The sequence below is a fragment of the Limosilactobacillus pontis genome (assembly GCF_002940945.1).
GTDB classification, from domain to species: domain Bacteria; phylum Bacillota; class Bacilli; order Lactobacillales; family Lactobacillaceae; genus Limosilactobacillus; species Limosilactobacillus pontis_A.
Genome location: NZ_PNFV01000002.1, coordinates 225,933 through 238,513, shown reverse-complemented (window position 1 = coordinate 238,513; position 12,581 = coordinate 225,933). Strand labels below are relative to the sequence as shown.

The following is a 12,581-nucleotide window of genomic DNA, read 5'->3' as shown; positions in this document are numbered from 1 at the left end:
TGGGAGAACTCGCCGATGGAACGCTGGTGGAATGATTTTAAGCTCATTTGGTTAGCCAAACGCTCGCGGCCTAAAACATTGACGGAATTAGAACAATCAGTAAAGGAAGCTATCAAATATTTCAACACTCAACGAGCTTATACATCCAAAAACGGCTTGAGCGCGGAAAAATTCCGCGCTCAAGCCGCATAAACTATTTTTCTATTTGAACTGTATACTTGACAGGCGCTAGTGCCCATTATGCTCGCGGGTAGCTTTTTGCGTATAGAAAAGGCCGTCTGACAACTTTGCCAGGCGGCCTTCATTGATTCTTGATTACTTAGTTTGGTCCACGTCGGTCCGAACAACCAAGACGTCGACTGGAGCGTTCCGCTTTACGTAGGAGGTAACGGATCCCATTACCGCCCGCTGCATCCGCGAAAGACCACTTGCTCCCATAATGATCATGTCATTGTGGTGATCGTGTGGGAAGTCAAAGGAGATAATCGTCTTCGGGTTCCCCAAACGAATGTGGATGTCGAGATTATCGAAGTCATCCTTGGTCTTAGCAGTCTTCAGCAAGCCATCCAGATATTCCTTGGACTTGTCAACCAATTGATAAGCAATGCTGCCATCAGACATCCCGGCAAAGTTATAAGCCATCGCCCGGGTATCGATAACGTTCAGGATGTCAATGTGAGCACCGTTACGCTTGGCAACAAAAATTGCCCGATGTAAGGCTAGCTCTGATTCCTTTGAGCCATCAACTGGTACTAAAATGTTTTGGTATTCTTGATCCATAATTTTATGCCTCCACTTCAAACAGCTTTTGTATATATTGTAACATTATTTATGACTCCGACGTAATATTGCTTGCCAGTTCCACCAATTTTTCTTGTTTTTATTATACAATTAAGAGGGGAGGATGTGAGTCCACACATTACACTGCGGGTGGCCAATTTCACTGAGGTCCGTAATTCACCTTCCCTATCCTAATGGTCACGTTGCTGTACTGCTCCACACTATTCACCGATATCCTGCCTAACTAGGAACTGTCCCAGCCTAGCAGGACACTTCTACTGGCTGATAATTTGATCACTGATGCGACACAGCCTAGATGAAAAGATAATTAGCGACCACTCACCTAATTCCCATATAATTACCAACTTCAACAGCTTCCCCAATCCCCGTTCAAACCTGGCTTGGCACTTCCTAGCTGCTTGTATGTGAGAGAATTGACTTTTTGTCCAAAATAATCTACAATTTGACATATTTTAAACAATAATTAGAAAAATGAATACTTTATAATTTTAGGAAGCGAGGCTTCTCATGGATAAAATTGATCGGAAAATTGTTAACCTGTTGCAAACCAATGCCCGCGCCTCGCTAAAGGAGCTCTCTAAAGCTTGCTTTATCTCATCACCAGCGATTGCGGCTCGGATCACCAAACTGGAAAAGGCTGGTATCATTACCGGCTATCATGCCAATATTGATATGGAAAAAATTGGTTTCCATGTCAAGGCCTTTATTCAAGTTCAACTAGAACCCCGCCAGAAAGAGGAGTTCTATCCCTATATTCAGAGCATTCCTAACGTTATCGAATGCAACTGCGTTACCGGTGATTATTCTGAGATCATGGAAGTTGTCTTTCCTTCGACAACTAACCTTGATGACTTCATCAATATCATTCAGCAGCGTTTTGGCAAAACTAGTACCCAGATTGTCTTCAGTACCAGTGTCGACCACCGCGGCATCGCTCTACAGGATAACGAGTAATAAGATTTACCGCTAGCTCAACCATCTTAAGGGTGCAAGGTGAAGTGGGAGGTCCTGAATGCGAACTTACGCAAGCAAAGAAGAATTAATCACGGAAATCAAGCAACGTTATCAAAAATACATTACCGAATTTGATGACATCCCAGAAGAGTTAAAAAACAAGCGGATTGAAGAAGTTGATAAAACGCCTTCTGAAAATTTATCCTACCAATTAGGGTGGGTGAACTTACTACTCTCCTGGGAAGAAAAAGAGAGTGCAGGAGTTGAAGTGCATACGCCAGTAGAAGGGTATAAATGGAATGACCTGGGTAAACTCTACCAATCATTTTACGAAACTTATGGGACAGGAACATTGGCAGAACAAACTCAACAATTAAATGAAAAAGTGATTGAACTATGTGATTGGATCGAAACGTTAAGTGACAAAGAACTGTTTGAACCTGAACAACGAAAGTGGGCAACCACAAAAGCAAAGTGGCCTTTATATAAATGGATTCACATTAATAGCGTAGCCCCATTTACAAACTTTAGGACCAAGATTCGCAAATGGAAAAAGCTTGTCTTATGAAATACTATAAAATTTAAAACTAAAGTAAGCGACCGGGAAATCACTTAATCCCTAGTCATAATAAAGTAACAGCCGAACGATGACTGATTCACCGTTCGGCTGTTACTTTTTTACAGGGCTTTTAATGCGCATTCCCAAATACATTTACAATTACCACCCCGACCAGGATCAAACCAATCCCTAATATTTGAAGGCCACTCGTCGCCTCATGCCATATAAGGACACTAATGAGTGAAGTAATCACAATCCCCACTCCAGACCAAACAGCGTAAGCAACACTTAAATTCATCCCCAGTTTCAGCGATAAAGACATGGCGTAAAAGCACACCCCAAAGCATAATAAACTCATGATCCCGATTCCTAGTCGCTCAAAACCATCCGACGCCTTTAGCAAACTCGTCCCTGTAATTTCACCAACAATTGCAATCGCTAAGTAAACATAGCTCATTTTTGCACCTCTTCTTCCATTCTCTTAAGCAGTTCTTCATTCAAGCCATTCAACTGGCGGGTCTTCTCGGCACCCAGACTACTCATTGTCTTCGTTTCAAATCGGTGAACATCACCCAAAATCTGGTTAGCCCACTCTTGCCCGCGGGTCGTCAGCCTAACTAACTTACTCCGCTTGTCATTTGGATTGAGTGTTAAACTCATCAAGTCATTTCGTACCATTTTTTGAACAAGCGAGCTAATTGTTTGCTTCGATAAACCAGTATCTTGGACCAGCTGCCGGTTAGTAGCGCAATAATTATGATCTTCAAGCGCCAATAAAACCGATAGTTCCGCAAAGGATAAATCATTTCGTGTCGCTAACTGTTCATAAATCCGGTTAAACGCCAACCAATCATGAAGGTATCGTTGAATATAATTTTTCATTACTTCTCACCCGATTGTTTTAGGATGGTTTTATCTTAACATATAGTCCGTAATCGGACAATATTGAACTAGTAAAAAAGAGACTAGGATTCCCCTAATCTCTTTTTACAATCATTGCCATTTTTCCACCAGCTCACTAATCTTCATCGCCAGTTCATCTTCTTTATGCCGGTAAATATGACTGGCATTTTTGATGCTAATGATTTGGTTCAACTCTGCTGTGGGAAGGTGCTGGTTATTATTTTGCAGGTACTTTACTGGGTTTCCACCCGTAAAGCGGTCATAAGTTCCAATCATCCAGGCGCCTGTAAACTTAATCTTTTCAAGCTGTGTGTAGTCTTTATCTTGACCAAAGTGAACGTTATTAAGCATATCGTCAGCAAGCCATCTTTTTGCAGTCACTGTAGTACTGGATAACCACCGAAAGAGTCTAAACGGCAATATCTTATTATATTTACCACTAGTAAACCATTGCTTAATAACCTGACGTTGGGATTTGGAGATGCGCCTTCTTAATATTTCGACATTTACCGGACTGAGCAGGAGAAACTTGTCCACCGGTGCCTGCGGATGATTAGCCAAGTAGTGAATTACCTTATTCGCCCCTAATGATTGCCCACCGAGGATAATCCGTTGGTAACCAGCATTCTTAGCGAATTCGAGATAAGCGTCAACATCCCCGTCACTATCACGAAAATCTTCATTAAAAGATCCGTATACTTCCTGTTTTCGCGTCAGCTGGTTAACCATTGTTACCCGGTTAAAAGCATCCCGTGTATGGCCGACAACTAAGTCAATCCCTAGCGGCGCTAACTTCTTACCAATTACGGTATAGAATGGGTTGTTTTGAATATTCCCTTCCACACCAGTGATTAGAATTACGACTGTTTTCGCAGCCGGCGCCTTAAAAATATTTCCCTTTAACCGAGTTCCGGTTGCTGTGGAAACTATCAATGAACGAAGCATGATCTCCCCCCTTTTTTACCAACGGTGGAGTGGCTTCGGATTATGAATGGCTAAGTCTAAGTGATCACGTTCAGCTTGTAGCATCGACGGCGTATAACGATAATGGGCAGCATGGTGCCAGTCAAAGCTCGTTTCCACCTGGTCTACCTGATCGTTTTTGATTAAATCAATCAAGTCGGGGTTTAGCATTACTGCCCGACCAACAGCAATTAAGTCCGCCCAACCAGTCTGGTATGCCTCCAGCATCTGATCAGGCGTCTTCAAAGAACCAACACCAATCAGTGGTAATTTCCCTTGAAGCCGATCATGGTAAACCTGCATCCGCGTCAAATTCCGGTCGGCACCACGACGAGGGTGAGAATAAAAGCCCAGCAACGAAATATGCAGGTATTGCAATGGCTTCTTCACTAATTCATCAACCAAGGCCAAAGTATCTTTCATTGTAAAGCCTTGCCGCGGCCGTTCTGGTGAGAAGCGATAACCAATAATAAAATCAGGCCGGTGATACTTTTGCCGAACGGCATCGACCGCATCAATAATTGCCAGTGGGAACCTCATCCGGTCTTCAAGTTGGCCACCCCACTTATCAGTCCGGTGGTTAATATTTCCCGCAAAGAACTGTTCAATTAACCAACCATTTGATCCTTGGATTTCTACACCGTCCATCCCTGCTCTAAGGCCTAGCTCTGCTGCATTAGCGAAGTTAGCTACCATTTGTTCAACTTCAGCACTCGTCATTGTACGTGCCCGGCCCCGACGATCACCTGTGGGAGCCACCACTCGCTGACCATGAGTCATCCATTTCTTGGCCTTATAACCGGAGTGGGCAATCTGCATAATAATTTTTGCTCCCTGAGCATGAGCAAGACGAACATACTCTTGCAATGTCGTCAAATTCGAATCAGTAAATGCATTCGGTGACTCAAAGCCAATCCCGCTTGGTGCAACATTTGTAAATGGCATGATGTATGTTCCAAAACCACGAAACCGATCTCGCCAGAAATCACGTGCAGTTGGTGTTAATTCACCATTTTTTCCAGAATCATAAACTGTAATTGGCGCCACAACAAGCCGATTCTTTAACTCAACCCCATTATTAAGCGTGTATGGTTCAAATAATGGTTGATATTTTTCTTTCATCTTTTGCTCCTTTCTTGCTCTTTTTCCCTCTAGCAAAAATTATTCTATTCCGTTAGCAGTTAATATCCCCATTCCTTGAGCAGCTTTAATAGCTGATTAGCTAGCTGCTGCTCTTTTTGTTGGTAGGTATGACCGGTCTTAGGGATATAAATGAGCTTATTTTGCTTAGCAGTCTTCATATGATTGTTTATATTTTGAAGAAAATTAGTTGGGTCGCCGTAGGTAAAACGATCATACGTCCCAATAATCATTGCCCCCGTTTGATCAATGGCTGCAATCTGTGAAAAATCCTTATCTGGTTCAACGTGAACATTATTCAAAATATTATCAAAGACCCATTGGTAATCTGTGTTTGCTGTTCCGGGGATCCACCCAAGGAGATTAAATGACATTCTTTTGTTGCCATTTCCCTGATGCCGCTGTTCTAGGATCGCTTGCTTTTCTTCTTCAGTCACAACACTGGTTAAATGCTCAAGGTTGGCTGGACTGAGGAAAATAAAGTGTTTGATCCGAGGATCATGGTGTCGAGATAGGTAGTAGATTACCTTATTAGCCCCCAGTGAATGACCAGCTAGGATAATATTCTGGTACCCCTTTTGATACGCGTAGCCTAAGTAGGCTTCAATGTCTTCGTCCGTATTATTAAAGTCTTCGTTCCAAGAACCAATTAGCTCCTCCTGGCCTGTCTTAACATTTACGGTTAGCATTTCACCAAATGCATCGGCCGTTTGGGCATAGATAAAATCAATTCCAGCCTTTGAGAGAGTATTACCAATATTGACATAGAAGGGGTTGGAGTAGAAATTACCGTGAATCCCCGTAATCGCAATCACCACAGTTGACGCCTTCTTTGTTGGTGAATCAAACAATACACCAGTCAAGACACTGCCCCGTTTCGTTGGTAATGCTAATTTTTCCACTGCTCTACCTCCCTTATCACTAATTTTTTCGATAGAAAATTGTCTCTTTGACTTTAGCTCGGTTTAGCTCTTGGTCCTTCAAAAGGTCGATCACTTCTTGTTCATCATCCAAATCAAATGCCTCTTTTAGCTCCAAACTTGAGATGTGTGGGTGACGATCAAGTACGGCATTAACCGCGTCGAGGCTAAATTCAACATCTTGTTGCTTTAACTTGCCTTGGCTCACCTGATCAACTAACTTTAGCCATTCAGAATACTTTGGCAGGCCCTTAACAACGTATGTCTTGTCGTTGTAGGTCAAGAGGTAAGCTGGTAATTGATCAATCTGAGTTTGCTGCATAACTTGTTGTTCCTGTTCTAACTCGTTATCAATCCCCGTAGAGTTAAAACGCTCCTTAAATTGTGCCGGGGCAATGCCGAACTTTTCAGCAAGCTCTACCAAATACTTCAGATCCGTGGTCTGTCGATTTTCAACAACTGTATCGTATTGCATTTCATAAATGACTCGATCTTCCAGCTTGGTATCATGCCCAGCAATCGCACGAAAACCTTTATTCAGCGGCACCGACGACGTATGATTCTCATCAAATAGGCGTTCATTGCCACCCATATAGATTGGCATTCCAGCAATCCGTTCTTCCTGTAAGTAAACCTGCATCAACCGCGTCCAGTATTGGTTTAAGGCAACCTTTTTGCTGTACATCCGAACGACGTTATTATCAACGAGATCGTAAACATCCTTTACTAGTTGGCCCATCATAAATTTAAATTCGATTTGGTTTCCAAAATGTGTCTCCAACTTTCGCATCGTCGGCCAGGTTTCCCATAGCATTCCCATCATTGGATCAGCGACAACCGTAATTGTTAGTTTTTCCACGCTCATTTACCTCCGTTCCTACTTTTGCTTTACTTTTGGAAACATTGCGTTACCGGCAAGCGTTCCATACAGCATTGCTGGTGTGAAACGGTATGAATCCATCTTCTCCCAGTCAAATTCACTCTGGATTTCGTCTTCTTTACCATCTTTGATCATTTGAATCAGGTGTGGGTTTAGCTCAACGGCACCACCGACAGCCAAGAAGTCAGCCCAGCCAGTATTGAATGCCTTGAGTCCCTTTTCTTCAGCGAACAAATCGCCGACGCCAATAAATGGAATCCGACCGTTGATTCGGTTATGCACAGCTTCCATCCGGGTCATGTTTGTATCACCACCCCGACGAACCTTCTTATAGAAGTTCCAAAGTGAAATGTGGATATATTGAAGTGGCTTTTCAACCAAATGATCAATTAGGGCCAACGTTTCCTTCATCGTTAGGCCGTATGCACCAGGTTCTTCAGGGGAAAAACGGTAACCAACAATAAAGTCAGGACGGTGATACTTCTTCCGAACTTCATCGATGGCATCAATGATGGCAAGTGGGAAATTGAATCGTTTCTCCATTGTTCCGCCCCAGTGATCAGTTCGTTGATTGTAGTTGGCCGAAACAAATTGTTGGATTAGCCACCCGTTAGCACCGTGAATTTCAACCCCGTCTAAACCGGCCTTAATCGCTAATTCGGCTGCATAAGCAAAGGAGTGGATAATATCGCGAACTTCTGCGTCAGTCATTGCCCGTGCACCAAAGTAAGACATCTCACTTGGTCCCCACACTCCGTTATCACGAGTCATGGAAGCATCCGCATGAACACCAGCATGAGCAAGCTGGATTACCGCCTTAGCCCCTTGTTCATGCGAAATTCGCGCGTACTCTTCGAGGTTTGGCAAGTGCTTTTCACTGAAAGCATTTGGTGATTCAAAACCGATCCCGCTTGGATGAACATTAGTAAATGGAATAATCCACATTCCAAAACCGTTAAAACGGTCATGCCAAAACTTCCGGGAAGCGGGGGTTAGTTCACCATCAGGGCCGGCATCGTATACGGTCAACGGAGCAACTACCATCCGGTTCTTAATTTCGACGCCATTATTCAGTGTGTATGGTTCAAACAATGGTTCATATTTCTTTTGCATTTTATTAAACTCCTCATCCTAAACTAATATATTTTTATGTACATCATTTTTTCTTTCTTAACGGGTAAAAAAATTAACCTCTAAAGGTAATCGCAACGATCAATATATTGTCCCTGAACACCCCAACTACTAATATCATCGTATTTAATATAAAGGTGATCAGGCCGAATCCCGAGGACGTCATAAAATGCCTTCGTAATGTCAGCATTTAGTCCTTCATATCCGACGTGATTTTCTGTTCCAAAGATACTAACTTCAATGTAGGCTAATGGCTCATTGCCATCGCCACGTAAATATAGTGGGTACTGATCTTGAAAGCCAACCATCAATACGTCTTCACTCTTACCAGGGACATTGGCAATCGCCAATCCCAACCGTTTCTTTAACGTTAATTCCTTATTCTTTGGAATCTTGATGTTTACTCGTGACATAATAAAGGGCATTTTTATCACTCCTTAGTTTTTGATTTAATCTCTTGCTGAGAAACTATAATAATTATATTTTATGGAAAATTTAAAACAAGTACGCACTTTTTTCTGCCCTTAAATTTTTTATTTTTAAAGCAAAAAGCATTAACCAGCCTCCCTATTTTCGGGAAGTTGATTAATGCTCTTTCCGTATTCCTATTTTCAAACCAATTTTAACAAAATCAGCCCATTACTGCTTCAAATACAAAGTCGAACGTCCAATAAAGGACATCTTTAATTTTTCCATCACTTACGCTCCTCATTCTTCAAGCACGTTAAACGAACCGAAGTATAGATTACGCCAATCGCGCTAATGATAAAAAGAACTAAAATGATCCACCGCAACCAATTGCCAATTTGTAACTGACGATCAATCGTTACTATTAATAGGATCAAGCTTACGGGGGCTAAACCATAAAAGACCCGTTCTGCTTCTTTTCGTTTACTTGGTTTCTCATAGTGCATCCCCGACTCGATCCGTTGGTCATATTTTCCATTTTCGTAGTTATCTTTTACCGTATCATGAAGAGCCTTTAATTTCATTTCGTTAATTTCTTTCGGCTGTTATTTAAAATAATAAGATCTCGCCGCAAAGAAAGCAACGAGATCTTATTTACTATTTAATCAACCTAGTCGTTTGCATGCACATCAAAGGCATTCAATAACATTTCCCCAACACCTGGTGCATCAGGATCGTGTTGTCCCTTACCCCGATCTAATCCCCGAATTGCATCCATTTCATCAGAAGTTAATTCAAAATCAAAGATCTCTTGATTGGACTTAATCCGTGCTTCATGGATCGACTTAGGAAAGATGATCACCCCTTCTTGATGTTCAAAGCGTAAGATGATTTGACCAACATCTTTTCCATATTTTTCAGCTAACTTTTTAAGAAGCGATTCCGCAAATAATTCTCTATTACCTTCTCCTAGAGGTGCCCAGGCTTCCAAAGTAGTATGAGTCTTTGCTAAAATCTGACGGAGCTTACGTTGCTGGAAATAAGGATTAAACTCGACTTGGTTGACGGCTGGCATGATTTGGAAACCCGGAACCCACTTTTGCCAAATTTTTGGTGTCATATTAGAAACACCAATCGAACGAATCTTACCGGCTGCTTGAGCTTTCTCAAGTGCTTGCCAGGCTTCACTAACCTTTCCATATGGCTGGTGAAGAAGATAAAGGTCAATATAATTAAGGCCAAGTTTATTTAGCGTAGTATTAATTGCCCTTTTGGCGTCTTCATAGGCATAATCCTGTAACCACATCTTACTAGTTACCCAAATCTTATCGCGCGGAATCCCGCTATCCTTAATTGCTTTACCGACTTCTTGTTCATTAAAATAGGCAGCAGCAGTATCGATGTGGCGATAGCCGGCTGCTAAAGCTTGTCTAACAGCTTGATAAGTTGATCCATCAGCTGGAATTTGGAAGGTTCCAAAACCAAATGCAGGAATTTCGTTGCCATCGTTTAATTTAAATGTTGGGACTGTCATTAATTTATCTTTCCTTTCTCTTTTTCATCATTTTGAACTATCTTTAAACTTGAGCCAAAAATCTGTCCAATCGTTACAGGATCACGGTGATCAAAGAATTGACTCTCACCCTTATCCAAATTAGTAATTTTTACCATATCTTCATCACTCAATTTAAAGTCAAAGACATCAATGTTTTCTGCCATCCGTTTTTGGTGCACTGACTTAGGAATAACCGTAATCCCCCGTTGCAAAAGCCACCGAAGAATTACCTGTCCGTTACTCTTGCCATATTTCTCACCGATTTGTGTAATTACCTTATTAGTAAAGATTCCATGCTTACCTTCTGCAAATGGTGCCCAAGCCTCTACCCGAATATCTTCACCTTGATTAAATTTCACTTCACGATCCTGTTGGTACCAGGGATTGACCTCAATCTGGTTGACTGCTGGTTTTACTGGCATTGTTAATTTCAGATCTTTAATTTGATCTGCATAGAAGTTAGAAACACCAATTGCGCGAATCTTCCCCTCCTTTTGGGCTTCTTCTAATGCTCGCCAGGCCCCCATAGTATCTCCATAAGGTTGATGTAACAGGTAAAGATCAATATAGTCGAGGTCGAGCTTTTGTAGTGAATTATCAATTCCTGCCTTTGCACGACGGTAGTTAAAGTCTGATACCCATAGTTTTGAAGTGACAAAGATATTATCACGGTTTACACTGCTATTCTTAATTGCTTTACCAACCGCTTCTTCATTTTGATAAGCTGCTGCCGTATCAATCAGACGGTATCCCGTCTCAAGTGCCTCCACTACTGCTTGTTCGGCTTCAATTAAATCTGGCACTTGAAAAACACCAAAGCCAAGGGTTGGCATTTCAACACCATTATTTAACTTTACTGTTGGTACATTACTCATTACTAATTCCTCCTTACTTTTTCAACATTCACTATCTATATCCTAATTTCACTTTGACTTTTTGAAAATTACTACTTCCTCATGGTAGTATACGAGTAATGCATACTAAAATTAATGAGGTGAAAGAGCCATGATCGATAATTATCTACTAGAAGAACTGGTGACCTTTGCCAAAGAAAAGACACTTGCTAGGACAGCTAAGCAATTAAATATCACCCAGCCAACAGTAACTAGAGGAATGCAAAAGCTAGAAAATAAGCTTGGGGTTCAATTATTTGACCGGCAGCCAAACCGGATTACTTTAACAAAAACAGGAGAATTAGCTGCTCGTGAAGCTGCTAGAGTTATTCAAATGCACCAACAATTTATTACTCGGGTACGCAACTTTGATCAAAATCAACAGGTAATTAAGGTCGCATCAGTTGCTCCGGGACCATTAATCTTGACGCATTCACTTGCTGGCAACTTTAATTTAAAAATTACTCCAGATTTTATCGCCACTCAGCAAATTATTCCGTCTTTAACTAGCCACCAATACTCCCTTATCTTTTCTAATCGAGAAATTCAAACCAATAACATTGAGTCACTTTATATCGGTACGGAACGGCTCAATGTTAACGTCGATCAATTCATGTATATTGCTAACCAAGCTAGCGTTACTTTTAAAGAACTTCATGGAATGAGCTTTATTGTCTTGCACGACATTGGCCCTTGGAAAGAAATCATTCAACACAATATTCCTAATGCAAAGTTTCTCTACCAGACTCAGGTTGAAGCACTCACTGAAATTACCCATTATTCTAACTTCCCCTATTTCACTACTAATATCACGAGTTTAAGTCACCAAGAACATCCTGAAGAAAATGACCGAGTTGCCCTGCCGATCACAGATCAAACTGCTGCAATGCCTTTTTATATCAGTTATCTTAAACAAAATCGCCAGCAAATTTCATCACTAGCAAAAACAATCATAAAAAGTTGGCCAAATTAAAAGAGAATGTTTCGCATGAAACATCCTCTTTTCTTCTTATCACACTAGCTAGTCACTAAGGTCCAAGCTTACTCCTCAACATTGGCAATTGCCGAAAAGAGAATTGCCAGTAAAGAAATAACTCCCACTACTTGTATCATAATACTATCCTCATAATTTTACTTATCAGCATTCCTGATGAAGTTTTCTACTTCTTCCTTCGTCTTCCGTGCCTTGTTTACTAAACGATCAACTTCTTGACCATCTTCGTAAACGATAAAGCTCGGAATACCAAAAACATTTAGTTCTCTAAAAAGATCCAGATTTTCTTCCCGATCAACCTGTAAGAACTGGTATTTAGGGAAATCTGCCTCAATTGCCGGAAGATGGGGCTTGATGAAACTGCAATCTGGGCACCAATCAGCCTTAAATTCAACTACATACTTACCATTACTAAGGCGGTTTTCAAATTCCTCTTTACTCATTACCGGTAATTTTTCCATCTTCTTCACCTCAATCGGA

At 41.3% G+C, this 12,581-nt stretch carries 17 protein-coding genes; 4 read left to right on the top strand and 13 right to left on the bottom strand.

Annotated elements, in window-relative coordinates; translation table 11 throughout:
• Positions 1-192, top strand: a 192-nt coding sequence (locus CK797_RS02920) for an IS3 family transposase (protein WP_146085277.1), incomplete at its 5' end; no start/stop codon positions are given.
• Positions 193-315: 123 nt separating this feature from the next.
• On the opposite strand, the gene CK797_RS02915 is transcribed toward CK797_RS02920, so the two are convergent.
• Complete coding sequence (locus CK797_RS02915; protein ID WP_104688311.1) at positions 316-780, bottom strand: universal stress protein; 465 nt, start codon at positions 778-780, stop codon at positions 316-318.
• 528 nt (positions 781-1,308) lie between these two features.
• Here CK797_RS02915 and CK797_RS02910 point away from each other — a divergent pair.
• Both CK797_RS02910 and CK797_RS02905 read left to right on the top strand, forming a co-directional pair.
• On the top strand, positions 1,309-1,755 hold the full coding sequence (locus tag CK797_RS02910; RefSeq protein ID WP_104688310.1) for an Lrp/AsnC family transcriptional regulator: 447 nt from the start codon (positions 1,309-1,311) through the stop codon (positions 1,753-1,755).
• A gap of 58 nt (positions 1,756-1,813) precedes the next feature.
• Positions 1,814-2,323 carry a ClbS/DfsB family four-helix bundle protein gene (locus CK797_RS02905; protein WP_104688309.1) on the top strand — a complete coding sequence of 170 codons (510 nt, stop codon included), beginning with the start codon at positions 1,814-1,816 and terminating at the stop codon, positions 2,321-2,323.
• A gap of 121 nt (positions 2,324-2,444) precedes the next feature.
• Here CK797_RS02905 and CK797_RS02900 read toward each other — a convergent pair whose 3' ends face one another.
• The 11 genes from CK797_RS02900 to CK797_RS02850 all read right to left on the bottom strand — a co-directional run bounded on the left by CK797_RS02900 (position 2,445) and on the right by CK797_RS02850 (position 11,089).
• A complete protein-coding gene (locus CK797_RS02900) occupies positions 2,445-2,771 on the bottom strand; it encodes a DMT family transporter (protein WP_104688308.1) in 327 nt (108 codons plus the stop codon).
• Positions 2,768-3,196, bottom strand: coding sequence for a MarR family winged helix-turn-helix transcriptional regulator (locus CK797_RS02895; protein WP_104688307.1), 429 nt, complete (start codon positions 3,194-3,196; stop codon positions 2,768-2,770). Before CK797_RS02895 ends, CK797_RS02900 begins: the two co-directional genes overlap by 4 nt.
• Positions 3,197-3,307: 111 nt before the next feature.
• A complete protein-coding gene (locus tag CK797_RS02890; RefSeq protein ID WP_104688306.1) occupies positions 3,308-4,162 on the bottom strand; it encodes an alpha/beta hydrolase in 855 nt (284 codons plus the stop codon).
• Between the two features lie 15 nt (positions 4,163-4,177).
• The gene (locus CK797_RS02885; protein WP_104688305.1) at positions 4,178-5,302 is read right to left on the bottom strand and encodes an NADH-dependent flavin oxidoreductase; all 1,125 of its coding nucleotides are present in this window, start codon (positions 5,300-5,302) and stop codon (positions 4,178-4,180) included.
• Positions 5,303-5,361: 59 nt separating this feature from the next.
• The gene (locus CK797_RS02880) at positions 5,362-6,222 is read right to left on the bottom strand and encodes an alpha/beta hydrolase (RefSeq protein ID WP_104688304.1); all 861 of its coding nucleotides are present in this window, start codon (positions 6,220-6,222) and stop codon (positions 5,362-5,364) included.
• A 19-nt stretch (positions 6,223-6,241) separates the two neighbouring features.
• Positions 6,242-7,099: a DsbA family protein gene (locus CK797_RS02875; protein WP_104688318.1), complete on the bottom strand. Its 858-nt coding sequence runs from the start codon at positions 7,097-7,099 to the stop codon at positions 6,242-6,244.
• An 18-nt stretch (positions 7,100-7,117) separates the two neighbouring features.
• Entirely contained in the window at positions 7,118-8,233 is a 1,116-nt protein-coding gene (locus tag CK797_RS02870; RefSeq protein ID WP_104688303.1) for an NADH-dependent flavin oxidoreductase, read from the bottom strand.
• A gap of 80 nt (positions 8,234-8,313) precedes the next feature.
• Positions 8,314-8,676 (bottom strand): phenylpyruvate tautomerase MIF-related protein, encoded by a 363-nt coding sequence (locus tag CK797_RS02865; RefSeq protein WP_104688302.1) that lies wholly within the window; start codon positions 8,674-8,676, stop codon positions 8,314-8,316.
• Positions 8,677-8,946: 270 nt separating this feature from the next.
• Positions 8,947-9,243: a hypothetical protein gene (locus CK797_RS02860; protein ID WP_104688301.1), complete on the bottom strand. Its 297-nt coding sequence runs from the start codon at positions 9,241-9,243 to the stop codon at positions 8,947-8,949.
• 86 nt (positions 9,244-9,329) lie between these two features.
• Complete coding sequence (locus CK797_RS02855) at positions 9,330-10,193, bottom strand: aldo/keto reductase (RefSeq protein WP_104688300.1); 864 nt, start codon at positions 10,191-10,193, stop codon at positions 9,330-9,332.
• Positions 10,193-11,089, bottom strand: coding sequence for an aldo/keto reductase (locus CK797_RS02850; protein ID WP_104688299.1), 897 nt, complete (start codon positions 11,087-11,089; stop codon positions 10,193-10,195). Before CK797_RS02850 ends, CK797_RS02855 begins: the two co-directional genes overlap by 1 nt.
• 130 nt (positions 11,090-11,219) lie before the next feature.
• Here CK797_RS02850 and CK797_RS02845 point away from each other — a divergent pair, with 130 nt between their 5' ends.
• Complete coding sequence (locus tag CK797_RS02845) at positions 11,220-12,080, top strand: LysR family transcriptional regulator (protein WP_104688298.1); 861 nt, start codon at positions 11,220-11,222, stop codon at positions 12,078-12,080.
• A 158-nt stretch (positions 12,081-12,238) separates the two neighbouring features.
• On the opposite strand, the gene CK797_RS02840 is transcribed toward CK797_RS02845, so the two are convergent.
• Positions 12,239-12,562, bottom strand: coding sequence for a thioredoxin family protein (locus tag CK797_RS02840; protein ID WP_104688297.1), 324 nt, complete (start codon positions 12,560-12,562; stop codon positions 12,239-12,241).
• Positions 12,563-12,581 lie beyond the last annotated feature (19 nt).

Excerpts from the sequence above, each read along its gene's own strand:
- CK797_RS02895 (WP_104688307.1), bottom strand. The coding sequence starts at position 3,196 with ATGAAAAATTATATTCAACGATACCTTCATGATTGGTTGGCGTTTAAC.
- CK797_RS02870 (WP_104688303.1), bottom strand. The coding sequence starts at position 8,233 with ATGCAAAAGAAATATGAACCATTGTTTGAACCATACACACTGAATAAT.
- CK797_RS02885 (WP_104688305.1), bottom strand. The coding sequence starts at position 5,302 with ATGAAAGAAAAATATCAACCATTATTTGAACCATACACGCTTAATAAT.
- CK797_RS02900 (WP_104688308.1), bottom strand. The coding sequence starts at position 2,771 with ATGAGCTATGTTTACTTAGCGATTGCAATTGTTGGTGAAATTACAGGG.
- CK797_RS02840 (WP_104688297.1), bottom strand. The coding sequence starts at position 12,562 with ATGGAAAAATTACCGGTAATGAGTAAAGAGGAATTTGAAAACCGCCTT.
- CK797_RS02905 (WP_104688309.1), top strand. The coding sequence starts at position 1,814 with ATGCGAACTTACGCAAGCAAAGAAGAATTAATCACGGAAATCAAGCAA.
- CK797_RS02890 (WP_104688306.1), bottom strand. The coding sequence starts at position 4,162 with ATGCTTCGTTCATTGATAGTTTCCACAGCAACCGGAACTCGGTTAAAG.
- CK797_RS02860 (WP_104688301.1), bottom strand. The coding sequence starts at position 9,243 with ATGAAATTAAAGGCTCTTCATGATACGGTAAAAGATAACTACGAAAAT.
- CK797_RS02915 (WP_104688311.1), bottom strand. The coding sequence starts at position 780 with ATGGATCAAGAATACCAAAACATTTTAGTACCAGTTGATGGCTCAAAG.
- CK797_RS02855 (WP_104688300.1), bottom strand. The coding sequence starts at position 10,193 with ATGACAGTCCCAACATTTAAATTAAACGATGGCAACGAAATTCCTGCA.
- CK797_RS02865 (WP_104688302.1), bottom strand. The coding sequence starts at position 8,676 with ATGCCCTTTATTATGTCACGAGTAAACATCAAGATTCCAAAGAATAAG.
- CK797_RS02910 (WP_104688310.1), top strand. The coding sequence starts at position 1,309 with ATGGATAAAATTGATCGGAAAATTGTTAACCTGTTGCAAACCAATGCC.
- CK797_RS02850 (WP_104688299.1), bottom strand. The coding sequence starts at position 11,089 with ATGAGTAATGTACCAACAGTAAAGTTAAATAATGGTGTTGAAATGCCA.
- CK797_RS02845 (WP_104688298.1), top strand. The coding sequence starts at position 11,220 with ATGATCGATAATTATCTACTAGAAGAACTGGTGACCTTTGCCAAAGAA.